General features: G+C 73.0%; 23 protein-coding genes. 13 read left to right on the top strand and 10 right to left on the bottom strand.

Annotation, left to right across the window (positions count from 1 at the left end; genetic code table 11):
- The first annotated feature begins 8 nt into the window (after positions 1-8).
- The 3 genes from ABZT12_RS25805 (at position 9) to ABZT12_RS25795 (ending at position 2,305) form a co-directional block, all read left to right on the top strand.
- The gene (locus ABZT12_RS25805; protein ID WP_356388781.1) at positions 9-164 is read left to right on the top strand and encodes a VenA family class IV lanthipeptide; all 156 of its coding nucleotides are present in this window, start codon (positions 9-11) and stop codon (positions 162-164) included.
- A gap of 138 nt (positions 165-302) precedes the next feature.
- The gene (locus ABZT12_RS25800) at positions 303-1,439 is read left to right on the top strand and encodes an ATP-binding cassette domain-containing protein (RefSeq protein ID WP_356388779.1); all 1,137 of its coding nucleotides are present in this window, start codon (positions 303-305) and stop codon (positions 1,437-1,439) included.
- On the top strand, positions 1,436-2,305 hold the full coding sequence (locus ABZT12_RS25795) for an ABC transporter permease (protein WP_356388777.1): 870 nt from the start codon (positions 1,436-1,438) through the stop codon (positions 2,303-2,305). The genes ABZT12_RS25800 and ABZT12_RS25795 overlap by 4 nt, the downstream gene beginning before the upstream one ends.
- Before the next feature lie 15 nt (positions 2,306-2,320).
- On the opposite strand, the gene ABZT12_RS25790 is transcribed toward ABZT12_RS25795, so the two are convergent.
- Positions 2,321-3,862 carry an amidohydrolase gene (locus ABZT12_RS25790; protein ID WP_356388775.1) on the bottom strand — a complete coding sequence of 514 codons (1,542 nt, stop codon included), beginning with the start codon at positions 3,860-3,862 and terminating at the stop codon, positions 2,321-2,323.
- Between the two features lie 44 nt (positions 3,863-3,906).
- On the bottom strand, positions 3,907-4,437 hold the full coding sequence (locus ABZT12_RS25785) for a hypothetical protein (RefSeq protein WP_356388773.1): 531 nt from the start codon (positions 4,435-4,437) through the stop codon (positions 3,907-3,909).
- A 115-nt stretch (positions 4,438-4,552) separates the two neighbouring features.
- On the opposite strand from ABZT12_RS25785, the gene ABZT12_RS25780 reads away from it, so the two are divergent.
- Positions 4,553-5,071, top strand: coding sequence for an adenylate kinase (locus ABZT12_RS25780; RefSeq protein ID WP_356388771.1), 519 nt, complete (start codon positions 4,553-4,555; stop codon positions 5,069-5,071).
- Positions 5,072-5,272: 201 nt separating this feature from the next.
- Here the strand turns inward: ABZT12_RS25780 and ABZT12_RS25775 are convergent, their stop codons facing one another.
- The 3 genes from ABZT12_RS25775 to ABZT12_RS25765 all read right to left on the bottom strand — a co-directional run bounded on the left by ABZT12_RS25775 (position 5,273) and on the right by ABZT12_RS25765 (position 7,876).
- Positions 5,273-6,364, bottom strand: a complete 1,092-nt coding sequence (locus tag ABZT12_RS25775; RefSeq protein ID WP_356388836.1) for a maleylacetate reductase — start codon at positions 6,362-6,364, stop codon at positions 5,273-5,275.
- Between the two features lie 5 nt (positions 6,365-6,369).
- On the bottom strand, positions 6,370-7,227 hold the full coding sequence (locus ABZT12_RS25770; RefSeq protein ID WP_356388769.1) for an intradiol ring-cleavage dioxygenase: 858 nt from the start codon (positions 7,225-7,227) through the stop codon (positions 6,370-6,372).
- A gap of 136 nt (positions 7,228-7,363) precedes the next feature.
- Positions 7,364-7,876, bottom strand: a complete 513-nt coding sequence (locus ABZT12_RS25765) for a hypothetical protein (RefSeq protein ID WP_356388767.1) — start codon at positions 7,874-7,876, stop codon at positions 7,364-7,366.
- A 167-nt stretch (positions 7,877-8,043) separates the two neighbouring features.
- Here ABZT12_RS25765 and ABZT12_RS25760 point away from each other — a divergent pair, with 167 nt between their 5' ends.
- A complete protein-coding gene (locus tag ABZT12_RS25760) occupies positions 8,044-8,388 on the top strand; it encodes a cupin domain-containing protein (protein ID WP_356388765.1) in 345 nt (114 codons plus the stop codon).
- Here ABZT12_RS25760 and ABZT12_RS25755 read toward each other — a convergent pair.
- Positions 8,378-9,382 (bottom strand): LacI family DNA-binding transcriptional regulator, encoded by a 1,005-nt coding sequence (locus ABZT12_RS25755; RefSeq protein WP_356388763.1) that lies wholly within the window; start codon positions 9,380-9,382, stop codon positions 8,378-8,380. The two genes, ABZT12_RS25760 and ABZT12_RS25755, sit on opposite strands and share 11 nt — an antisense overlap.
- 122 nt (positions 9,383-9,504) lie before the next feature.
- Between ABZT12_RS25755 and ABZT12_RS25750 the strand changes: the two genes are divergently transcribed.
- Positions 9,505-10,665 (top strand): Gfo/Idh/MocA family oxidoreductase, encoded by a 1,161-nt coding sequence (locus ABZT12_RS25750; protein ID WP_356388761.1) that lies wholly within the window; start codon positions 9,505-9,507, stop codon positions 10,663-10,665.
- Here ABZT12_RS25750 and ABZT12_RS25745 read toward each other — a convergent pair.
- Positions 10,646-11,677 (bottom strand): LacI family DNA-binding transcriptional regulator, encoded by a 1,032-nt coding sequence (locus tag ABZT12_RS25745; RefSeq protein WP_356388759.1) that lies wholly within the window; start codon positions 11,675-11,677, stop codon positions 10,646-10,648. The genes ABZT12_RS25750 and ABZT12_RS25745 overlap by 20 nt on opposite strands.
- A 190-nt stretch (positions 11,678-11,867) precedes the next feature.
- On the opposite strand from ABZT12_RS25745, the gene ABZT12_RS25740 reads away from it, so the two are divergent.
- The 3 genes from ABZT12_RS25740 to ABZT12_RS25730 are packed head-to-tail and all read left to right on the top strand — an operon-like array spanning position 11,868 to position 14,715.
- Entirely contained in the window at positions 11,868-12,644 is a 777-nt protein-coding gene (locus tag ABZT12_RS25740) for an SDR family oxidoreductase (RefSeq protein ID WP_356388757.1), read from the top strand.
- 44 nt (positions 12,645-12,688) lie between these two features.
- Positions 12,689-13,693: a Gfo/Idh/MocA family oxidoreductase gene (locus ABZT12_RS25735; RefSeq protein ID WP_356388755.1), complete on the top strand. Its 1,005-nt coding sequence runs from the start codon at positions 12,689-12,691 to the stop codon at positions 13,691-13,693.
- The gene (locus ABZT12_RS25730; protein WP_356388753.1) at positions 13,690-14,715 is read left to right on the top strand and encodes a Gfo/Idh/MocA family oxidoreductase; all 1,026 of its coding nucleotides are present in this window, start codon (positions 13,690-13,692) and stop codon (positions 14,713-14,715) included. The genes ABZT12_RS25735 and ABZT12_RS25730 overlap by 4 nt, the downstream gene beginning before the upstream one ends.
- 137 nt (positions 14,716-14,852) lie before the next feature.
- Here the strand turns inward: ABZT12_RS25730 and ABZT12_RS25725 are convergent, their stop codons facing one another.
- The 3 genes from ABZT12_RS25725 to ABZT12_RS25715 are packed head-to-tail and all read right to left on the bottom strand — an operon-like array spanning position 14,853 to position 17,871.
- Entirely contained in the window at positions 14,853-15,770 is a 918-nt protein-coding gene (locus ABZT12_RS25725) for an ATP-binding cassette domain-containing protein (RefSeq protein WP_356388751.1), read from the bottom strand.
- A gap of 5 nt (positions 15,771-15,775) precedes the next feature.
- The gene (locus ABZT12_RS25720; RefSeq protein ID WP_356388834.1) at positions 15,776-16,852 is read right to left on the bottom strand and encodes an ABC transporter permease; all 1,077 of its coding nucleotides are present in this window, start codon (positions 16,850-16,852) and stop codon (positions 15,776-15,778) included.
- Positions 16,852-17,871 carry a sugar ABC transporter substrate-binding protein gene (locus ABZT12_RS25715; protein WP_356388749.1) on the bottom strand — a complete coding sequence of 340 codons (1,020 nt, stop codon included), beginning with the start codon at positions 17,869-17,871 and terminating at the stop codon, positions 16,852-16,854. Before ABZT12_RS25715 ends, ABZT12_RS25720 begins: the two co-directional genes overlap by 1 nt.
- 556 nt (positions 17,872-18,427) lie before the next feature.
- Here ABZT12_RS25715 and ABZT12_RS25710 point away from each other — a divergent pair.
- From ABZT12_RS25710 to ABZT12_RS25695, 4 genes are all read left to right on the top strand, one after another.
- On the top strand, positions 18,428-19,315 hold the full coding sequence (locus ABZT12_RS25710) for a deoxyribose-phosphate aldolase (protein WP_356388747.1): 888 nt from the start codon (positions 18,428-18,430) through the stop codon (positions 19,313-19,315).
- A gap of 16 nt (positions 19,316-19,331) precedes the next feature.
- Complete coding sequence (gene iolB / locus ABZT12_RS25705; RefSeq protein WP_356388745.1) at positions 19,332-20,228, top strand: 5-deoxy-glucuronate isomerase; 897 nt, start codon at positions 19,332-19,334, stop codon at positions 20,226-20,228.
- Positions 20,228-22,114, top strand: coding sequence for a 3D-(3,5/4)-trihydroxycyclohexane-1,2-dione acylhydrolase (decyclizing) (gene iolD / locus ABZT12_RS25700; protein WP_356388743.1), 1,887 nt, complete (start codon positions 20,228-20,230; stop codon positions 22,112-22,114). The genes iolB and iolD overlap by 1 nt, the downstream gene beginning before the upstream one ends.
- A 177-nt stretch (positions 22,115-22,291) precedes the next feature.
- Complete coding sequence (locus ABZT12_RS25695) at positions 22,292-23,077, top strand: GntR family transcriptional regulator (RefSeq protein ID WP_356388741.1); 786 nt, start codon at positions 22,292-22,294, stop codon at positions 23,075-23,077.
- Positions 23,078-23,101 lie beyond the last annotated feature (24 nt).

The following is a 23,101-nucleotide window of genomic DNA, read 5'->3' as shown; positions in this document are numbered from 1 at the left end:
AGAACCCCATGGAAATCCAGGACCTCGAACTGCTGGCCCACCTCCACGCCCTGCCCGAGACGGACCCGGTCAGCGTCGACGGAGCGTCGTTCTCCGGGACGTGCGCCTGCGTCGGCCTGCTGACCCTGCTCAACACGGTCTGCATCGGCATCAGCTGCGCCTAGGCACGGTGGCATCACCCGGCCGGCGGCTGTCTCCGGACAGCCGCCGGCCGGTCCACCGGCCACGACCCAGGCGCCCCGAGCGGACGCGTACGCACGGTCCGCAGCGGACGGCGAAACCCTAGACGAGGACCGGACCACATGCAGCTTCACGCCGGTGACGACGATCTCGGCCGGGCAGCCCGCAGGACAACCGCCTTCACCACTCCGGAGGTCACCCGCCCGGCGCCCGCACAGAGCCCCGGGTCCGTGCCCGGCCCCGGGTACGCCATCACGACGCGCGGCCTGGCCAAGAGCTACCCCGGCCCGGACGGCACCACCACCCATGCCGTGCGCGGGCTGGACCTGGACGTGCGGGAGGGCGAGTCCTTCGCCTTCCTCGGTCCCAACGGCGCCGGGAAGTCCACCACCATCGCCATGCTGTGCGCCCTGGCCCGCCCCACCGCCGGCCGCGCCACGGTGGCCGGCGCCGACGTACGCGCCCAGCCCCACGAGGTACGGCGGCAGGTCGGCATGCTGTTCCAGCACAGCGCTCTCGACCCCGACCTGACGGCCGAACAGAACCTGCACGTCCACGCGCGCCTCTACGGGCTGAGACGCGACGTCGCCCGCCGCCGCGCAGCCGACGTACTGGCGACGGCCGGGCTGACCGACCGACGCCGCTCTCCGGTGCGCACCCTGTCCGGCGGTACCCGCCGCCGACTGGAGATCGCCCGTCAACTGCTGCACGCGCCCGCCGTGTTGTTCCTGGACGAGCCGACCACCGGGCTGGACCCGCATGCCCGCGCACAGGTCTGGGAGCATCTGCTCACCCTGCGCGAGCGGCACGGCAACACGCTCTTCGTCACCACGCACTACCTCGAAGAGGCGGAGAACTGCGACCGCATCGCCATCATCGACCACGGCGAACTGGTGGCCCAGGGCACACCGCTCGCGCTGAAGGTCGCGATCGGCGACGACCGGGTCGTGCTGCGCACCAGCGCGGACATCACGGCACACCAGATCGTCCGCCGGAGCGCGCCGCCGGCCCACTCCGTCACGGTGGACGCGAACGGGGTCTGCCTCCGGGTACCCGAGGGCAGTTCCTGGATCCCCCGCCTGTGCGCGTCGCTGGCACGTCACGGCATCGCCGTGCACGCCGCCTCGGCCACCCCGCCCACACTCGACGACGTCTTCTTCCACCACACCGGCCGCAGCCTCCACGGCGCGCACACCGGCCAGGCAACGGCCGGTACCACCCCGTCCGAGGCGACGGCAGAAACCGGCGGCGGCCCATGACCACGCTCCCCGCGCACTCCTCGGCTCCCGCCGCCGCCCGCGCTCCGGGCGGCGGACGGGCGGGCGGCCTGCGGCACGAACTCCGCGCGATCCACGGCCTGATGTACCGCGATCTGCTCCGCCTGACCGGCCAGCGCGCCCAGGCCGCGCTGATGATGCTCCAGCCGGTGCTGTACCTCCTCGTCCTCGGAGGCGGCCTGGCCGCGCTCATCCCCACCGCGTCCCTGGGCGTCGGCTACCAGACCTACCTCTTCCCCGGCATGCTGATGATGACGGTGCAGGCGCCGGCGACCATGGTCGGCATCCGCCTGATCCTCGACCGCCAGAGCGGCTACCTCCGGGAACTGCTGATGGCCCCGGTCCGCCGCTCCACCCTGCTCCTGGGCATCTGCGCCGGCGGAACCCTGGTCGCCGCGGTCCAGGGCACCGTACTGCTCGGCCTGGCGGGCGTGGTCGGCCTGCCCTACGACCCGGTTCTCCTGGTGCTGCTCCTCGCCGGCATGATCCTGATCTCGTTCGCCCTCACCTCCCTCGCCCTGGTCCTGGCCGTGACCCTCGGCAGGGCCGAGACGTTCCACACGCTGCTCGGTGTGGGGATGACGCCACTGCTGTTCCTCTCCGGCGGCTTCTTCCCGCTCCAGGCCCTCCCCTCCTGGGCCCACACACTGGCCGCCGCCAATCCGCTGGCCTACGGAGTGGACCTGCTCCGCCGCTGCATCGCCCTGCGGGCACCGGACCGGGCGGCGGTCGGCGGCCTCGACTGGGCCGGGTGGCAACCCCCTCTCCTGCTCGAAGCCGCCCTGCTCCTCGCCTGTGGCGCGGGCGCGCTGCTGTGGGCCGGGCACCGCTTCAAGGGCCTGGAGTAGCGAGCCGGTCGCGGCTCAGTCCGGGCCGTGGGTCCAGCGGCCGTCGGTCATCGTGGCGTGCACCGGCATGGCCCGCAGGGTGTCGGTGCCTGCCGCCAGCGGGTCCACGTCGACCACCACCAGGTCGGCGGGGTCCCCGACCCTGACCAGGCGGCGTCCGCGGGCCGCCGCCACCAGCGCGTCCCGGACGGTCAGCCGCTGCTCGGGGTGGAACGGAGGGCGTCCGTCGTCGGTACGCGAGACCGCCGCCGCGACGGCGAGCCACGGGTCGAGCGGCGAGACCGGGGCGTCCGAGCCGAACTCCAGGTGGGCGCCGGCGGCGAGCAGACCGGCGTAGGCGAAGGCCCGTCCGGTGCGCCCGGCCCAGTACCGCTCGGCGACGTCCCGGTCGTCGGTCGCGTGCCGGGGCTGCACTCCCGCCACGACCCCCAAATCGGCGAAGCGCGGCAGGTCTTGGGTGCTGAGCAGCTGCGCGTGCTCGATCCGGCCGCGGCAGCGCACCGCCTCGAAGGCGTCCAGGGCGACGGTGTTGGCGCGGTCGCCGATGGCGTGCACGGCGGGTTCGAGGCCGTGCGCGGCGGCCCGCCGCATGAGGTCCACCAGTTCGCGCGGTGAGGTCTCCGCGACACCGTGCGCGTCGTCCGTGCCCGCCTGCCCGGGGTAGGGGTCGCGGCACAGGGCGGTACGGGTGTTGAGGGAGCCGTCGGTGAAGAGTTTCAGCGGGCCCACCCGGACCGGGCCGCCGGGCGCGCCGACCTGGCTCCCCGTGCGCAACCCGCGTGCCACGGCCGCGTCGAGATGAGGGGGATAGACGGCCGCCGCCACCCGTACGGCCGGCCGGAACCGGGCCGAGCGCCGCTCCCACTCCCCGACCGTGTCGCCGAACTGGAAGTCGATGACACCGGTGACCCCGCGTGCGGCGGCGGCACGGCACGCCTCCTCGATCCAGCCGTCGACCACCTCGGCCGGTGCGCCCGGCAGCGCGGCCAGGATGTCGTGGGCCTCGTGCTCCCGGACCAGGCCGGTGGGGTGGTCGCCCCGTCCGAGGAGGGCCAGGCAGGCCGAGTTGAGCCAGACGGCGTGCAGATCGGCACTGACCAGGGCCACCGGCCGGTCGGGCAGTACGGCGTCCAGGAGCCGCTTGTGCGGGGCGTCCGGCCACAGTCCGTCCCGGAACCCGTACCCCAACAGGACCGCGTTGTGAGGCACTTGGGCGCTGCTCGCGCGCACCAGGCCGGCCACCGCCCGCGCGGAGCCGGTCCCGGACAGGTCGAGGCGGTGACGGACAGCGGCCCAGTCCGCCAGGTGGACGTGGGCGTCCCACAGGCCGGGCAGCAGGGTCCGCCCGTCCAGATCGAGGAGCCGCTCTCCGGCGCCCGGTACGAGGTGGTCCGCGCCCTCGCTCGCCGTGATGATGTGGGTGATCCTGCCGTCCGCCACCCTCAGCCGGGCGAGTGGCCCGCCCGCGCCGAGCCGCACGCGATCGAGGAGCAGCGCCGTCGCCGCGGCGGGGTCCCCGGCCGCGGACCCGTCCGGCCCGGTCGCACACGTCGTCATCAACTCTCCCTGTCAGGCGCCCGGTTGCCGTCCGACGGCCGACGTCAGCTGTACGTCCAGCGCCAGGCGCTCGACCGGTAGGCGCACGTGATGCCCGTACCGCTCGCGTCGGTCGTGGAGGCCCCGTGGTCACCGCTGCGGCAGAACTGCCCCGCCGCGTAACAGTTCCCGGAGTTGGAGACGATCGAACAGGTACCGGTGCTGTCACCGCCACCCCCACCGGCCTGACTGTCGCTGGTGCTGGTGCTGTTGCTGCCGGTGCCCGCGGCCCTGGCTGCGGCGGTCCGCGTGACGGTGACCGTGGGACGCGGCTTCGCCTTGGCCCTGACCGTCTCGGTGACCGTGGGCGCGGGTGCGGGCGCCGACGTCACGGTGGCCGTCGCGGTGATGGTCGTCGCGGGTGCCACCTTGGCCTCGACGGGCTGCTGCGCCCCGTCGCTCCCGGTGGTGCCGAGGAGGGCGCCCGCGGTGAACACGCCCAGACCGCCGATCCACACGAGCGCCCGCTTGCGCAACGGGCGGGTGTCCGGCGGCCGGGGTGCCGGTGGCGTAGGCGTGGTGTACGGATTCCCCATGTTCGTCCCCCCAGGGTGATGCGAGTGAAGTGACGTTAATGCTCCCTTGTGGGCGATGTGAAGATCCGGGGAGGCAGTGATCTTCCGTGATCCGGTGCCGGGGTAACGTGCGCCCATGGAACGGATCTTGGTGGCGGGTGTCACCGGTGCGGGCAAGTCGACGCTGGCCCGGACCCTGAGCGACCGGCTGGGCCTGCCCTTCCACGAGATGGACGCGCTCTACTTCACCGGTCCGGACTGGGCCGTCAACGAACGGCTGGCGGAGGACACCGCCCGCGTCGCCGCCGGGCCCCGCTGGATCATCGACTCGATCGGCTACCCGGACGTCCGCGACCTGTTGTGGAGCCGGGCCGACACCGTGGTCTGGCTCGACTACGGGAGGCAGGTGGTCATGCCCCGCGTGCTGCGCCGCTCCCTGCGCCGGAGCGTCACCCGCGAACGGATCTTCGGCGGCAATCGGGAGACCTGGCGGGGCTGGCTGAGCGGGGAGCATCCGGCGTGGTGGGCGTGGTCCCAACACCCCGTCCGGCGCCGGGAGATCGAGGCACGCTCCCGCGACCCCCGGTTCGCTCCGCTCGACACCCTGCGCTTCGCCCGCCCGTCCGAGACCGCGGAGTGGCTCGCGTCCCTCTGAATCCGACGTCGGCGGCCACCGCGGTCCCGGTCGGCGGCCGGGGTGCCGATGCCGGTCTCCTCCGCCAACTCCCGTGCGGCGGAGTCCCGGAGGGCCGCCGGGTCGAGCGGTTCGCCGGGCGGCAACGGTTCGCCCGGGACGGCTTGCTCGTCGCGCCATGTCGGCACAGCCTGCCCTCCGCCAAGTCCCGCGCCGCGCGGCTCAGTTGCCCGGGGCGCGGTGACCACCGATACCCGGCTCGGGAGGACGCCCCTCGTACGCGGCCCGCAGCAGCGCGAGCACGCCGTCCTCGGTGACGGGCCGGGGGTTGGCGTAGGCCGTGCTCGCCGCCTGTGCCGCCGCTGTGGCCAAGTCCCGCTCCTGTAGGCCCAGTTCGGCCAGGGTGCGGGGCGCGCCGAGCCGGCCGGCCAGCTCGCGCAGGGCGCCCGGGGCGTCGTCCGTGTCCAGCGCGTGCGCCACGGCGGCCACCGCCTCCGGCGCGGCGGGCGCGTTGTACGCCAGCGCGTACGGCAGCACCACCGTGTGCGTCTCGGCGTGCGGCAGACCGAAGGTGCCGCCGAGTACATGGCAGAGCTTGTGATGCAGGCCCATGGTCGTGGCGCCCAGACAGGACCCGCACAGCCACGCCCCGTACAGGGCGCGGCCACGTGCCCCGGCCGAACGGGGAGCGGCGGCCACCGCGGGGAGCGCGCCCGCCATCGCCCGTACGCCCTCCCCGGCCAGCAGCGCGACGAGGGGTGAGGTGTCGGGGGCGTAGAGGGCCTCCACGGCGTGCGCGACGGCGTTGACGCCGCTGGTCACCGAGAGCGGTACGGGGAGGTCGAGGGTGAGTTCGGGGTCGTAGACGACGCTGCGCGGGAGGACGGCGGGGTCGCGGCCGGTGCGTTTGGCGCCGTGTTCGGTGAGGCCCCAGACGGGGGTCATCTCCGAGCCGGAGTAGGTGGTGGGGACGGCGATCAGCGGGAGGCCGGTGCGCAGCGCGATCGCCTTGCCGAGGCCGATCGCCGAGCCGCCGCCGACCGCGACACAGCCGTCGGCGCCCGCCGAGCGGGCCAACGCCACCGCCCGGTCCGCGACTTCGGCCGGGACGTGCATCCGCGCCCCGGTGTGGACGCCCGCGCAGGCGTCCCCCAGGGAGTCGGCGACCGCCCGCGCGGTGGCGGCGCCGCGCTCCCCGGAGAGCACCAACAGCCGCCGCAGACCGAGCCGTTCGGCCTCGCCCGCGGTCGCGGTCAGCGCGGCGCCGGACCGGAACACGACCCGCGCGGGCTGGGCGTCGTAGGAGAAGTCCAGGGCCTTCACGCGCGCTCCAGTACGAGATCGAAGCGGGCGTGGCGGAACGGGCCGGTGATACCGAACTCCTTTGCCAGGGCGGGGTCTTCGGTGCGGGCGAAGTCCTTGACGAGGCTCTCCCTGACGGCGAGGACCGCGTCGGAGTCCAGGTAGTCGCCGCCCTTCACGAAGATGTGCGTGGTGACCGGGGTGTGGCCGTCGGCCGAGGCGATGAAGTGGATGTGGGCGGGGCGGTAGGGGTGGCGGCCGGTGGCGCTGAGCAGTTCGCCGACCGGACCGTCGGTGGGGATCGGGTACGGGCTCGGCACACAGGTACGGAACCAGAACCGGCCCTCGGTGTCGGCGGCGAACAACCCCCTTCCGTTGCCCGGGGGTTGGACGTCGGGGCGCTGCACGTCGTAGTAGCCGTCGGCGTCGGCCTGCCAGACGTCCAGGACCGCGCCGGGCAGCGGGGTGCCGTCCGCGGAGACCACCCGGCCGCTGACCACGCACGGTTCGCCGCCGCCCACCAGGTCGATGTCAGCGCCGAGTGCGCGCACCGGTGACTCGGTCAGGTGGAAGGGGCCCAGGACCGTCGACTCGGTGGCGCCCGGGGTCCGTTCGGCGTTGACGGTCTCCACCAGCATCGACAACCCGAGGACGTCCGAGAGGAGGATGAACTCCTGCCGGGTCTCCGTACAGGTTTGCCCGGTCTCCGTCAGGAAACGCACCGCCCGCTCCCACTCCTTGTGGGTGAGCCGGGTCTCCCGTGCGAACGCGTGCAGATGACGGATCAGCCCGGTCAGCACGTCGCGCAGCCGGGGGTCGGCGGTCGCCCGCAGACTGGCGACCGCCTCTTCGGTGACGGTGGCGGGGGTGGTCATGGCGGCTCCTTGCCCGGTACGGACGGCGGCGGACCGCCCATTGTCGGCCGGTCCGGACACTCGCCGCACCCTTCACGCACAGGTCACCTCCGCGCGTCCGCCCGGCCCGGCCGCCCCCGCCGGGTCGATCGGCCGGTCACTTGATCAACGCGTTCGCCACGACGACGACCACCCCGAGCAGCGCGTCCCCCATGCCGATCGCCGCGGCCACCGCCCAGCCGCGCGCCGCCGAGCGGGCCGTGACCACGCCCAGCACGAAGAGCAGGGCGATGTTGAGGACGAAGGCCGCGTACTCCACGCCGTTCGCGGGCCACCAGCCCCAGCCGGCCCCGGCGAGCAGCAGCACCGTCGGCACCACGGCCACGACCAGGGGCCACTCCTCGCGCAGGGAGCGCGCGGCGTCCCAACGGCCGTGCGGACCACGGTCGGCGATGAAGTGCGCGTAGCCGTGGGCGAGGGCCGAGGCCAGCGCGGTGACCAGCAGCCAGAGGGCGTCGTAGCGGCGGTCGGCGCGCGAGGTGTGGCCGTGCTGGGTGAGCGCGGCGACCATCGAGCAGGCCAGCACGGAACCGTAGACACCGCCGAACAGGACGGCCTCGCGGGTGCCGTGCGCGCGCGGCCCGGGGACGGCCGCCGTGGTGTCCGCCATGGGCCGCTCTCTCCAGCTGATGGGTACGGGAAGCCGGTCCCCTCCACGATCACCCGCGCTCCCGGCCGCTGCCACTCGGCCCGGCGCGACGAAGTGTCCGCGCGCCCGCCCCGATCCCCCACACTCTGTCGGGCGGCCGAGGCGCGGACGCTGGTTAGGGTCGGGGCATGACCCACAGCTTCGTCGTCCGCATCCCCGACGCCGCACTCGAACCCGAGCCGCTCGACCCGGCGCAGATCGTCTCCGGCGACCCGCAGGTGACCGGGAAGGTCGTGTGGGAGTCCGCGGACGGCCGGCAGCTCCGGGGGATCTGGCAGATCACCCCGGGCGTGGTCACCGACACGGAGGCGGACGAGATGTTCGTCGTGATCAGCGGCTCCGCCACGATCGAGGTCGAGGGCGGTGCCACGCTGGACGTCGGCCCCGGCGACCTGGCCGTGCTGCGCGCGGGCGACCGGACGACGTGGACCGTGCACGAGACGCTCCGCAAGGCGTACGCGATCAGTCTCTGACGGCGGCGGCCGTGGTGCCCCGGATCTCCAGCGAGGGCGCGGCGAGGTGGACGCGGCCGGGGAGGCCGGGCGCGGCGAAGCGGTCGAGGAGGCAGCGGGCGGCGCGCCGGCCGACCTCGTGGCCGGCGTTGTCGACGGTGGTCAGCCAGACGTGCCGCAGCCGGGCGATGCTCGTGTTGTCGTAGCCGCTGACGGAGAGGTCCCGGGGGACGCTCAGGCCGAGTTCCCCGGCCGCCGACAGGGCGCCGACGGAGGCGATGTCGTTCACCGCGAACACCGCGGTCGGCCGGTCCGGGCGGCTGAGCAGCCGGACGGTGCCGCGGTAGCCGCCCTCCTCGGTCATGTCGCTCGGCTCCACCAGCGTGCCGTCCGCGAGGCCGTGCGCCCGCATCGTCGCCTCGAAACTGCGCCGGCGCAGCTCGCCGACCGCGCCGTAGCCCGCGAGGTGGGCGATCCGGCGGTGGCCGAGGCCGATCAGGTGCTCGGTGATCAGCCGCGCGCCCCGCTCGTCGTCGCCCGCGACCGTGTCGACGCCGGCCGGCACCGGTTCGCGGGCGCCCGCGACGACGACCGGGATGCGGGCGGCGACCGGGCCGAGCGCGGCCGGGTCGGGCAGGGTGCCGACCACGACGAGCCCGTCGACCCGGAGGTCCAGGAGGGGTCCGGCCGGGTCCTGGCCGGTGCGGCGGTTGAGGCGGGCGTCGGCCAGCAGCATGTGCAGGCCGTTGTCGTGCAGCGGCGGGTTCAGGCCGTCGAGGAGGTCCACGAACCAGGGGTTGCGCAGATCGTTGAGGAGGACGCCGACCGTGCGGGTGCGCCGCTCGCTGAGGCTGCGCGCCGCCGTGTTGGGCCGGTAGCCCAGCTCGCGCACGGAGCGGAGCACGGCCTCCCGTTTCTCGGGGCGTACCTGCCGTGAGCCGCGCAGCACCAGGGAGACCAGCGACTTGGAGACACCGGCGTGGTCGGCGACGTCGCGGATGGTCGGGGGCCTCATGGGGATGGACCGTTCCACGGGCGCGGCACCTTGTCAAAGGGTCCGTGGGGCCTTGACACCCCCGGTGAGCGGCCCGCAGGGTGGCGTGGACAAGTTGTGGACCGGTCCAAAGAGGGGCTGTCATGGTGGATGCGTTCGGGGTCGCCGTCGTCGGGTTCGGCTGGATGGGCCGGGTGCACACCCAGGCGTACGCCCGGGTCCGGCACCACTATCCGCGGCTGGCCCTGCGGCCGGAGCTGGTGACCGTCGCCGAGGAGGTGCCGGGCCGGGCCGAGGAGGCCGTCGCCCAGTACGGGTTCACCGACGCGGTCCGCGACTGGCGCGAGGTGGCCGCCGATCCGCGCGTCCGGGCGGTCAGCATCACCGCGCCGAACTTCCTGCACCGGGAGATCGGGGTCGCGATGGCCGAGGCGGGCAAGCACATCTGGATCGAGAAGCCGGTGGGTCTCACCGCGACGGACGCCCGCGCGGTGGCCGACGCGGTGGCCAGGGCCGGCGTGCAGGGCGCGGTCGGCTTCAACTACCGCAACGCGCCCGCCGTGGAGGCCGCCCGGGAGCTGATCGCAGCCGGCGAGCTGGGCACGGTCACCCACGTCCGGGTCCGGCTGTTCAGCGACTACGCGGCGCATCCCGACTCCGCGCTGACCTGGCGGTACGAACGCGAGCGCGGCGGCAGCGGAGTCCTCGGCGACCTGGCCTCGCACGGCGCCGACCTGATCCGTTTCCTGCTCGGCCCGATCGCGTCGCTGACCGCCGACACCGCGGTCTTCGTCCCGGAGCGGGCCCGCCCGACCGGCGCGACCGCGGGCCATTCCCGGTCCGCCGGGGGCGAGTTGGGCCCGGTCGAGAACGAGGACTACGTCAGCTGCCTGCTCCGCCTGGCCTCCGGCGCCCGCGGTGTGCTGGAGGCCTGCCGGGTCTCGGTCGGCGAACAGAACAACTACGGGTTCGAGGTGCACAGCACGAAGGGCGCGGTCTTCTGGGACTTCCGCCGGATGAACGAGCTGGGGGTCAGCCGCGGCACCTCCTACCAGGACCAGCCGGTCAGCACGGTGTATGTCGGCCCCGGCGACGGGGAGTTCGGGGCGTTCCAGCCGGGCGCCGCGAACCCCATGGGCTACGACGACCTGAAGGTGGTCGAGGCGTACCGCTTCCTGCGTTCGGTGGCCGAGGGCGAACCGTACGGCGCGACCCTCGCCGACGCGGTGCACAGCGCCGCCGCGCTGGATGCCATGGTGCGCTCGGCGGAGAGCGGGTCCTGGGTCAACGTGGCGCAGGCGTAGGCATGTTGTAGGGCGTGACCACCTGGATCGCGGACGGCGGCATCGGGCCGGCCGGCGGCAGCGCGTCATGGGCGCGCATGACGAGACGGCACGCCTCGCGCATGTCCTGGCGCAGGTCGTGGTGGAGGACGGCGGAGAGCCGTCCCTCGCGCAGGAGCCGGGTGTTGTCGTGGTCGAGGTCGTGGGCGACGAAGACCGCGCACTCGCGGCCGAGGTCGGCGAAGGCGCGCAGGGTGGCGATGTTGCCGCCGCCGATCGAGTAGACGGCGCGGATCTGCGGGTCGCGTCGCAGCGCGGCCCGCACCAGGTCGTACTGGGTGGCGTCCAGACCCTGCCCCTCGGCGATCTCGACCAGGGTCCGCTCGGGGTGGCGGGCGCGCATGAAGCCGCGGAAGCCCATCTCGCGCTCCTCCTCGTTGCGGAAGAAGCCGCTGCTGAGGCTGGTCAGCACGTTGCCGGGCCGCTCGCCGAGCCAGGTGGCCATGAGGTAGGCGGCCGTCGCGCCCGCCGCCCGGTTGTCGATGCCGACGTAGGCGAGCCGGGCGCTGGTGGGCAGGTCGGTGACGAGGGTGACGACGGGAATGCCGGCGGCGACCAGCCGGGCGACGGCGGCGCTCGCCTCGGGCACGTCCGGCGCCTTGAGGATCACGCCCTGCGAACCGCGCCGGGCGATCCGGTCCAGCGTCCGCACCAGTTCCGCCACCGGTCCGGTCTCCCGGAAGTGGAACCGGGACCGTACGACGGCCGGGTGCAGGTCGGGCAGTTCGGCCTCCAGGGCCGCCCGTACGGCGGTGGAGAACCGCTCCGGGGTCTGCATCACTATGTCGATCATGAACGTTCGGCCGACCAGCCGGACCTGGGCGCGCTGCCGGTCCAGGTCGGCGATGGCCCGGCGGACCTCGCGCGCGGTGCTCTCGCGCACCCCGCCGCGCCCGTTGAGCACCCGGTCCACGGTGGCCTCGCTCAGTCCCGCCTGGCGTGCGATCTCCCGGATCGGGAAGGGGTGGCCCATGCCGCGTCTCCCTTGAAGGGTTTTTGATGGCTTGCTGCTGGTTGTTCGACGGGTTTGTCATGACAACAATGACAGAGCCGCGTCAGCTTGTGATCCGACAGAGGGGACGACGATGTCCTGCACGTTCGCACCACCCCCGCTCCGCGCGAAGCCGCGCGCCCGCCTCCCGCGACGCGAGAGCTGAGAGCGCGTGGGACTCCTCGACGACAAGATCGTCCTCGTCAACGGCGGCAGCCAGGGGATCGGCGCCGCCGTCGCCCGGGCCGCCGTCCGCGAGGGCGCCACGGTGGCCGTCACCGGCCGCCGCCCCGAGCTGGGCGAGGCCCTGGTGGCGGAGCTGACCGAGGCGGGCGGCACGGCGCTGTTCGTCCGCGCCGACCTCGCCGACGCCGAGCGGGCGAAGGCGTCCGTGGCCGAGGTCATCGCCGCGTACGGCCGGGTGGACTGCCTGGTGAACTCCGCCGGACTCACCTCCCGCGGCACCCTGCTCGACACCACGCCCGAGCTCTTCGACCAGCACATCGCGATCAACCTCAAGGCGCCGTTCTTCGCCATGCAGGCCGTCGTGGCGGACCAGCTGGCTCGGAAGGCGCCGGGCACCGTCGTCAACATCGGCTCCAACTGCGCGCACGGCGGCGCGCCGCACCTGGCGGCCTACTCCGCGGCCAAGGCCGGGCTCGCCGGTCTGACGCGCAACGCCGCGCACGCGCACCGCTGGGACCGGATCCGGATCAACACCCTGAACATCGGCTGGACCGAGACCGAGGGCGAGGACGCCACCCAGCGGGCCTTCCACGGCGCCGGCGACGACTGGCGGGAACGGGCCGGCGAGCGGCTCCCGATGGGCAGGCTCGGCCGACCGGACGAGATCGCCGACTTCGTGGTCCTCCTGCTCTCCGACCGATCGGGAGTGGTCACGGGTTCGGTGATCGACTGGGACCAGAACGTCCTCGGCGCCCTCGACTGACCCTCCCGGCAAGCAGTCCGCACCACTCAAGGAGCACCTCCCCCATGCGTATCGGCATCCTCGGCCTCGGCCGCATCGGCGCGTTCCACGCCGAGACCCTCTCCGGGCTCGACGCGGTCGAGTCCCTCGTCGTCGCCGACCCGTTCGCGGACGCCGCCAAGGCCGCCGCCGAACGGTTCGGCGCCCAGGTCGCGGACTCCCCGGAGGCCCTCCTCGCCGCCGGTGTCGACGGCATCGTCATCGCCGCCGCGACCGACGCCCACCCCGCGCTGATCCTCGCCGCCGTCGAGGCGGGCGTCCCCGTCTTCTGCGAGAAGCCCGTCGCCCGGACGATGGGCGAGGGCGTGGAGGTCCTCAAGGCCGTCCAGGGCAGCGCGGTGCCGATCCAGATCGGCTACAACCGCCGCTTCGACGCCGGTTTCGTCGCCGCGCGCGCCGCCGTCCGCTCCGGCGAACTGGGCAAGCTGCACACCGTACGCTCCACCACGCTGGACCCGGCCCCGCCCCCCGCCGCCTACGTCGCCACGTCCGGTGGCATCTTCCGGGACTGCAGCGTGCACGACTTCGACATCATCCGCTGGGTGACCGGCCACGAGGTGAGCGAGGTGTACGCGGTGGGCGGCAACCGGGGCGCCGACTACATCCGGGAGGCGGGCGACGCCGACACCACCGGCGCGCTCCTCACCCTCGACGACGGCACCATCGCCGTGGTCTCCAACTCCCGGCACAACGCCCGGGGTTACGACGTGCGCATGGAGCTGCACGGCTTCGCCGACTCCATCGCCGTGGGTCTGGAGGAGAAGCTGCCGCTGCGGTCCGTCGAGCCGGGCGTCACCTTCCCCGCGGGCACCCCGCACGACTTCTTCATGGACCGCTTCACCGACGCCTACCGCGCCGAACTCACCGCGTTCACCGAGGTCGTCTCCGGCGTCCGGGCCTCGCCGTGCACGGTCGCGGACGCGCTGGAGGCGGGCTGGATCGCCGAGGCGTGCACGCTCTCCCTGCGCGAGCACCGCCCGGTGACCGTTCAGGAGGTACGGGGCGCATGAGCCGGCCGGCCCCGGAGCCACTGCGCATCGGAGTACTGGGAGCGGCGCGCATCACCGGCAGCTCCCTGGCCGGCCCGGCCCGGACGACCGGCCACCGCCTCGTCGCGGTGGCCGCTCGCGACCGGTCCCGCGCCGAGTCGTTCGCCGCCGCGCACAGGGTGGAGCGGGTCGTCGGCTCCTACGCCGACCTGCTCGCCGACCCCGAGGTCGAGGTGGTCTACAACCCCCTCGCCAACGGACTGCACGGACCGTGGAACCTGGCCGCCCTATCGGCCGGCAAACACGTCCTGAGCGAGAAGCCCTCGGCGAGCAACGCCGAGGAGGCGGCCGCGGTACGGGAGGCGGCCGGCCGGGCCGGCACCGTCTTCATGGAAGCGTTCCACTACCTCTTCCACCCGGTCACCCGGCGCCTGCACGAAGTGCTGGCCTCCGGTGAACTGGGCGAACTGCGGCACGTCGAGACCCTGGTGGCGATTCCCGCGCCGCCGGAGACCGACCCGCGCTGGTCGCTGGAGCTGGCCGGCGGCGCCGTGATGGACCTGGGCTGCTACGGCCTGCACGCGCAGCGCATGCTGGCCCCGTGGGCGGGCGGGCCGCCGCGCGCGGTCGCGGCCCGGGGCGGGGAGCGCGCCGGAGCGCCGGGCGTCGACGAGTGGCTCGACGCCGACCTCGTCTTCCCCAGCGGCGCCACCGGCACCGCCCGCTGTCACATGGCCCACCACGAACTGGTGATGAGCTGCCGGATCACCGGCACCCGGGGCGAGGCGACCGCGCCGAACTTCGTGCTGCCGCACCTGGACGACCGGGTGGTGGTCCGTACGACGGACGGCGAGCGCACCGAGCGGCTGGGCCGGCGGTCCTCGTACACGTATCAACTGGAGTCGTTCGCGGCCCGGTTGCGGGGCGGCGCCCCGCTGCCGATGGGGCCGGACGACGCGGTGCGGACGATGACGCTGATCGACGAGTGCTACCGCCTGGCGGGGTTCGAGCCCCGGCCGTCCCGTTCCCCCGCGGCGCTCTGACCGGGCCGGCCGCGCGGGCCCGGCCGGTCTCCGTGGACCGGCCGGGTTCCCGGCGGACCGGGTGCGCCCACTGCTGCTGCTATGACCGGGGCTCTCGTGTCCCGGGGCCCCGGTTCAGGGGCGGCCGGCCGGTCGGCTCAGGAGGTTGTGTCCGGGGCACCGGCCGCCCGTGCCCGGAGCTCCTCCGCCTCCGGGAGCTTCTCGACGTCCACACCGCGGACCTGGGCCAACTCGTGCTTGAGCGCGGCGAGTTCGGTGCCGCCCGCCATGTGGTTGGTCAGCTCTTCGAGAGTGATCTCGCTGCGCTCGGCGGAGAGTTCGAGGGTGCCGAGGCGCAGCACGCTGAAGTGGTCGCCGACCATGTAGGCGTGGTGCGGGTTGTGGGTGATGAAGATGACGCCGAGACCGCGCTCGCGGGCGGCGGCGACGTACTTCAGCACGACACCGGACTGCTTGACGCCGAGGGCGGCGGTCGGCTCGTCCAGGATCAGGACGCGGGCCCCGAAGTAGACGGCGCGGGCGATCGCCACACACTGGCGCTGGCCGCCCGAGAGGGTGCCGATGGGCTGGTCCAGGTCGTCGAGGACGATGCCCATGTTGCGCAGTTCCTCGTCGGCCGTCCTCTTCATCCGCTCGATGTCGAGACGGCGCACGGGCCAGGGGCCCTTGGTCATCTCGGAGCCGAGGAAGAAGTTGCGCCACACCGGCATCAGCGGGACCGTCGCGAGGTCCTGGTAGACGGTGGCGATGCCCCGGTCGAGCGCCTCGCGCGGGGTGGAGAACCGCACCGGCTCGCCGTCGACGAGGAACTCGCCCTCGGTGTGCTGGTGCAGCCCGGAGATGATCTTGATGAGGGTGGATTTGCCTGCGCCGTTGTCGCCCAGCACACAGGTGACCCGGCCCGGACGGACGGTGAGGTCGACGCCGTGCAGGGCGCGGATGTTGCCGTAGGACTTGCCCGCGTTGCGGAGTTCGACGACCGGGCGGTCCCCGCCCTCGGGCGCGGTGTCCTGGAGGATCGCGCCGTGCGTGCCGGTGGTGGTGTTCTCTGTCATGGGGGTCACCTCCTCGTCGCCGTGCGCTGGACCCACAGGTTGATCAGGACGGCGCCGAGCAGCATCACGCCGAGGAACGCCTTGAACCAGTCGGGGTTCCAGCCGGCGTAGACGATGCCCTGCTGCACCATCCCGAACATGAAGGCGCCGAAGACCGGGCCGATCGCGGAACCGGCGCCGCCGGTCAGCAGACAGCCGCCGATGACGGCCGCCGAGATGAAGATCAGCTCCTGGCCGACGCCCTCCCCGGACTGCACGGTGTTGAAGGAGAAGAGCTGGTGCATGCCGATGAACCAGGCACCGAGACCGACCAGCATGAAGAGCGAGATCTTGGTGAAGGCCACCGGGACGCCGACGGCCCGCGCCGACTCCTTGTTGCCGCCGACCGCGAAGATCCAGTTGCCGTACCTGGTGCGCAGCAGTACCCAGGTCGCCAGGGCGGCGAAGACCAGCCACCAGACGATCGTGATCTTGACCTGGACGCCGCCGACGTCGAAGGACGAGGCGAAGACCTTCTTGGCCTGCCCGAAGCCGTCCATGTCGCTGATGTCGTCGGTCGCCACGTTGCCGGTCACCAGCTTGGTGACGGCCAGGTTGACGCCCTGGAGGATCAGGAAGCTGCCCAGGGTGATCAGGAAGCTGGGCAGGCCGGTCCTGACCACCAGCCAGCCGTTGAGGAACCCGATCCCGAGCGAGACGACCAGGGCGGCGACCACACCGACCCACACGTTCATGGTGAGTTGGTAGCTGAGCATGCTCGCGGTGAGCGCCGAGGTGATCACGGCGACACCGGCGGAGAGGTCGAACTCGCCGCCGATCATCAGCAGGGCGACCGGCAGCGCCATGATGCCGATGGTCGACGAGCCGTAGAGGATGTTCGCCATCGAGGCGCCGTCGCGCACCGGCGGAGCGGCGATCAGGAAGAACACGTAGACCGCGGCGGCGCCGAGGAAGACGCCCACCTCGGGGCGGGCCAACACCCGCAGCGCGAGCGGCCGTTGGGCGGTGCGGCCGTCGGTCTCCTTCGGGCCGGGAGCCGGCGGTGTGGTCACCGCCGGCTCAGCCTGCTGGGTCATGCTGATCACCGGGTTCCATTGGCCGCGTACTTGGCCACGGCGTCGACGTTCGTCTTGTCCACGAACGCCGGACCGGTCAGCACGGGCTGCTCGCCGCCACCGCTGTAGTTGCCGTTGTTCTTGTAGAGCCAGAGCGAGTCGACCGCCAAGTAGCCCTGGAGGTAAGGCTGCTGGTCCACCGCGAACTGGATGGTGCCCTTGCTGATGGCGCTCGTCAGGTCCTTGTTGAGGTCGAAGGTGGCGACCTTCGCCTTGCTGCCCGCGTCGGAGAGCGACTGCACGGCCGTCAGCGCGTACGGGGCGCCGAGCGTGACGACGTAGTCGATCGCCTTGTCCTGGGTGAGCTTGGCGGTGATCGTCGACTTCACGGACGGCATGTCGGTGCCGTTGACGTAGAGCGTCTCGGTGGCCCCGCTGAACGTCTTCTTCACCCCGGCGCAGCGCTGGGTCAGGCCCACGTTGCCCTGCTCCTGGATGACGCAGACGGCCTTCTTGGCGCCGACGGAGTTCAGCTTCTTGCCGAGCGCCTCGCCGGCCACCGTCTCGTCCTGGCCGAAGAACTGGAGCAGTCCGAGCTTCTTCCAGTCGCTGAGCCCGGAGTTGAGGCCGACGACGGGTATGTTCGCCGCCTTCGCCTTGCTGATGACGTCCTTCATGGCGTCGGGCTTGGCGAGGGTGACCGCGACGCCGTCGACCTTCTGGTCGATCGCGTTCTGCACCAGGTTGGCCTGGTTGCCCGCGTTCGGGTCGGCCGAGTAGACGAGCTTGATGTTGTCCTTGGCCGCGGCGGCCTCGGCGCCCTTGCGGACGATGTCCCAGAAGGTGTCGCCGGGCGCCTGGTGCGTGACCAGGGCGACCGTCATCCGGGGGGTACTGGCCTTGCCCGCCGACGCGTTGTCGGCGCTTTCCTGCGACTTCTTGCCGCCGGAACTGCTGGAACAGCCAGCGAGGGTCAGGGCCGCCGCCGCGGCCACGGCCACGAAGGGGGCCACTTTGCGGAAGCGGGTCTGGGTTGAGCGGTCCATCTTTCCTGCACCTCACTGTGCTACGGGGGAAAGCGAGCAGAGATCACAAGTATCCCGGTGCCCTGGATCCGAGGAGATCCCGGGTCGTACACCGCGACTGGGCGGCTGTTTGCGCTGGGACGGAATCCAATCCCCGGTCGCACCCGCTGTCAATACTTTGTTAAGACATCATTTCACAAGCAGGTCCGAATGTAATTACAAAGTATTGACAGTGTGCCCCTCCAAGTTCTACACCTGGGAGGCGGCAGGCCCCCAGACACCCGCACCCCGGCAGCTTGAGGAGCGTCGCGCATGGCCGAAACAGCCCAGCCCCACGACCTCGTCGCGAGGGGCCGCGCCGGAGCCGGACTCCGTCCTCCGCGGTCCCGCGCACTCCTGTCCCGGCGGGAGACGTCCGGGCGGTTCCGCGGCTGCCCCGCCACGAAGGCCACGCTCGCGACCGCCCGGCGGGGGCGGCACCCGAGGCGGCCCCCGCTGCCGCGGACCGGACGGACACCCGGCCCCCCGCGCGCCTGACCGCCCGGCCGCCCGAGCCACCCCCCGAACGGAGTTTCCCTTGCCCCTCACCATCCCCGACCTGGTCACGGTCCGGGCCCGGCACCCCGAGGCCGTCGCCGAGGCCGCCGCCCGCCGGGTGCGCCGCCCACTGCTCGGCGACAGCGGCCGGCTGATGATCGTCGCCGCCGACCATCCGGCCCGCGGCGCCCTCGGCGTCGGCGACCGCCGTACGGCCATGGCGAACCGGGCCGGCCTGCTGGAGCGGCTCTGTGTGGCGCTGTCCCGGCCCGGCGTCGACGGAGTGCTCGCCAGCGCCGACATCCTGGAGGACCTGCTGCTGCTCGGGGTCCTCGACGGGAAGGTCGTGATGGGGTCGATGAACCGCGGCGGCCTGTCCGGCGCCGCCTTCGAGATGGACGACCGGTTCACCGGCCACCGCGCCGAGGACCTCGCCCGGCTCCGCTTCGACGCGGGCAAGCTGCTGCTCCGCGTCGACTACGACGACCCGGGCTCGCTGACCACGCTGGAGTCCGCGGCCCGCGCGATCGACGCCATGGCGGAGCGCCGACTGCCCCTGTTCGTCGAGCCGTTCATCTCCCGCAGGGTCGACGGCCGGGTCCGCAACGACCTCTCCGCCGAGGCCGTCACCACGTCCGTCGCCATCGCGTCCGGGCTCGGCGGCACCTCCGCCTACACCTGGCTGAAACTGCCCGTCACCGACGACCCGGACGACATGGCCGAGGCACTGGAGACGTCCACGCTCCCCGTCGTCCTGCTCGGCGGCGAGGCCGGGGGCTCCGCCGAGGAGCAGGAGGGCACCTACGAACGCTGGCGCAAGGCACTCCAACTGCCCACCGTGCAGGGCCTGGTCGTGGGCCGCTCGCTGCTCTACCCCGCCCACGGCGGAGTGGCGGCGGCGGTGGACACGGCCGTCGGCCTGCTGTGAACCGGAGAGAGAGTCGATGACCAGGACCCACCACCTTCCCGCCGGCCGGGCCCGCGGCGGCCCCTACGTCGTGGACGTCACGCCCGAGTCGGCCGGCTGGGGCTACTCAAGCCTTCGGGTGCTGGAGCTGCCGCCGGGCGGCACCCACACCTTCGACACCGGCGACAGCGAGTGGATCGTGCTGCCGCTCAGCGGTGGCTGCACGGTCTCCTGCGCCGACGACTTCGGCCACGAGACCTTCCCACTCGCGGGCCGCGACAGCGTGTTCACCGCCGTGAGCGACTTCGCCTACGCGCCCCGGGACTCCCGTACGACCGTCTCCTCCGAAGGCGGCGGCCGGTTCGCCCTCACCGGGGCACGCTGCACCCGGCGCCTGCCCGCCCGCTACGGCCCCGCCTCCTCGGTGCCGGTGGAGCTGCGCGGCACCGGCAACAGCTCGCGCCAGGTCAACAACTTCGGCGCGGCCGGGGTCTTCGAGTGCGACAAGCTGATCGCCGTGGAGGTGGTCACGCCCGGCGGCAACTGGTCCTCCTTCCCGCCGCACAAGCACGACGAGCACCGGCCCGGCGAGGAGTCCGTCCTCGAAGAGGTCTACTACTTCGAGTTCGCCGCCCACGAGGGCACCCCCGGTCTGGGCTACCAGCGGGTGTCCCCCTCCGGACCGGACCGGAACACGGATGTGCTGGCCGAGGTGCGCGACGGTGACGTCGTCCTGATCCCGGACGGCTGGCACGGCCCCTCGATGGCGGTCCCCGGCCACCACATGTACTACCTCAACGTCATGGCGGGCCCCGAGGCCGACCGCGCCTGGCTGATCCGCGACCACCCCGACCACGCCTGGATCCGCTCCACCTGGCCCGACCAGGCCGTCGACCCCCGCCTTCCCCTCTACACGGCACCGGAGAAGTCCTGATGAGCACCCCCACCCGCCGTCTGACCGTCGCCCAGGCCCTGGTGCGCTTCCTCTCCGTCCAGTACAGCGAGCGCGACGGCGTACGGCACCGGCTGATCGCTGGGACCTGGGGGATCTTCGGCCACGGCAACGTGGCGGGCATCGGCCAGGCCCTCGTGGAGGCGGGTACCGGCGCGAACGCCGCCATGCCGTTCCACCAGGGCCGCAACGAGCAGGCGATGGTGCACGCGGCCGTCGGCTACGCCCGCCATCTCAACCGGCTCTCCGCGCAGGCGGTCACCACCTCGATCGGGCCGGGCGCCACCAACCTCGTCACGGGCGCCGCGCTCGCGACCGTGAACCGGCTGCCCGTACTCCTGCTGCCCGGCGACTACTTCGCGGCCCGCGCCGCCGACCCCCTGCTGCAACAGCTGGAGCACCCGGTCGAGGCGGACCTCTCCGTCAACGACACGCTGCGCCCGGTCTCCCGCTACTTCGACCGGATCACCCGCCCCGAAGCCCTGGTGCCGTCCGCCCTGAACGCGATGCGGGTGCTCACGGACCCGGCCGAGACCGGCGCCGTCACCCTCGCGCTGCCGCAGGACGTACAGGTGGAGGCGTTCGACTGGCCCGAGGAGTTCTTCGCCGAACGCGTCTGGCACGTCCGCAGGCCCGCGCCGGACCCGGCCGAACTGGCCGAGGCGGTCCGCGCGATCCGCTCCGCGGCCCGCCCCGTCATCGTCGCCGGCGGCGGCATCCACCACAGCCAGGCCGAGGAGGCGCTGCGGGCGCTCGTCGACGCCACCGGCATCCCGGTCGTCTCCACCCAGGCCGGCAAGGGCTCCCTGCGCCACGACCACCCCGCCGACCTGGGCGGGGTCGGCCACACCGGCACGGCGGTCGCCGACGAGGTGGCGCGCGGCGCCGATCTCGTCATCGGGGCCGGCACTCGGTACACCGACTTCACCACCGCGTCCCACACGCTCTTCCAGCACCCGGACGTCCGGTTCCTCAACCTCAACATCGCCGCGTCCGACGCCCACAAGCTGGCCGCACGGACCCTGGTCGCGGACGCGCGATCCGGTCTTGAGGCGCTCGCCGCCGGCCTCGAAGGCCACCGCGTGGAAGCCGCCTACGAGGCCGAGTACCGTGCGGGGAAGGGCAGTTGGGAGCGGGTGGTCGAGGCCGCCTTCCGCGCCGACGACGAGAACGCCGTACCGACCCAGACGCAGCTGCTCGGCGCCCTCGACGCGGTCGTCGGCGACGACGACGTGGTGATCAACGCGGCCGGTTCGCTCCCCGGCGACCTGCACAAGCTGTGGCGCTCCCGCTCGCCGCGCCAGTACCACCTGGAGTACGGCTACTCCTGCATGGGCTACGAGATCCCGGCCGGCATCGGCGTCCAGCAGGCCGCCCCGGACACCCCGGTGTGGTCGCTGGTCGGCGACGGCACCTATCTGATGATGCCGACCGAGATCGTCACCGCCGTCCAGGAGCGCCTGCCCGTCAACCTGGTGCTGATCCAGAACCACGGCTACGCCTCCATCGGCGGCCTCTCCGAGTCGGTCGGCGGCGAACGCTTCGGCACCGCCTACCGCTACCGGGCCGCCGACGGCACCTTCTCCGGAGACCCGCTCCCCGTCGACCTGGCCGCGAACGCGGCCAGCCTCGGCATGGACGTCCTGCGCGCCAAGACCGTCCGCGAACTGCGCGAGGCGCTCGCCACGGCCCGCGCTTCCTCCCGTCCGACGTGCGTCTACGTCGAGACGGACACCGCCGCCGCGACCGCGCCGCCGGCCGAGGCGTGGTGGGACGTGCCGGTGGCGGAGACCGCCTCGCGGGAGTCCGCCGTACGGGCCCGGCAGGAGTACGACCGCCAGGTCACCGACCGCCGCCGCCACCTCTGAACTCCCCTCCCCCGAAAGGCTCTCACCCCATGCAGACGATCACGCACCGGAAGGGCGGCCGACCCGTGAGGATCCGCGCGGAGTCCTGCGACGCCGCCATCGACCCCGTCGACGGCGGCCTCGGCTGCCCGAGCCACTCCTGACCCGCACCGCCGAATCCGAGAGGGGGTGCCCGCTGTGGCCGCGACCGGTGACCGGGTTCGCGCCGTGAACGTAGCGGCGCTGGACGCACTGGACTTCACCCTGGACCGCAACAGTCCGGTGCCGTTGTACTACCAGCTGGCGCAGCAGTTGGAGGCGGCGATCAAGCACGGCGCCCTCGCTCCGGGCAACCTCCTGGGCAACGAGATCGACCTCTCCGTACGCCTCGGCCTCTCCCGGCCCACGGTCCGCCAGGCGATCCAGTCCCTCGTCGACAAGGGCCTGCTGGTCCGCCGCCGGGGCGTCGGCACCCAGGTGGTGCACAGCCAGGTCAGGAGACCCCTCGAACTCAGCAGTCTCTACGACGACTTGGAGTCGGCGGGGCAGGCGCCGACGACGCTGGTGACCCGGAACGAGAGCGTCCCCGCGTCCCCCTGTGTCGCAGCCGCCCTGGGGATCGCGGAGGGCGTCGAGGTCACGGTGCTGGAGCGGCTGCGCTCCACGCACGGCCAACCCGTCGCGCTGCTCCGCAACCACCTCCCGGCCGACCTGCTCGAACTCGGCACCGCGCGGCTGGAGTCGACGGGTCTTTACCGGCTGATGCGCGCCGCCGGCATCACCCTGCACAGCGCCCGCCAGACCATCGGCGCCCGCTCGGCGACCGCCGCGGAAGCCCTTCGCCTCGATGAGAGGGAGGGCGCGGCGCTGCTCACGATGGAGCGCACGGCGTACGACGACACGGGGCGGCCGGTCGAGTACGGGACGCACGTCTACCGCGCGTCCCGGTACGCGTTCGACTTCCAGCTGCTGGTCAGGTCCTGAGCGGCCGGCGGGGCCGACCGCACC

This window comes from Streptomyces sp. NPDC005423 (genome assembly GCF_040606415.1).
Lineage (GTDB): Bacteria > Actinomycetota > Actinomycetes > Streptomycetales > Streptomycetaceae > Streptomyces.
This window is presented reverse-complemented; position numbering and strand designations above follow the sequence as displayed.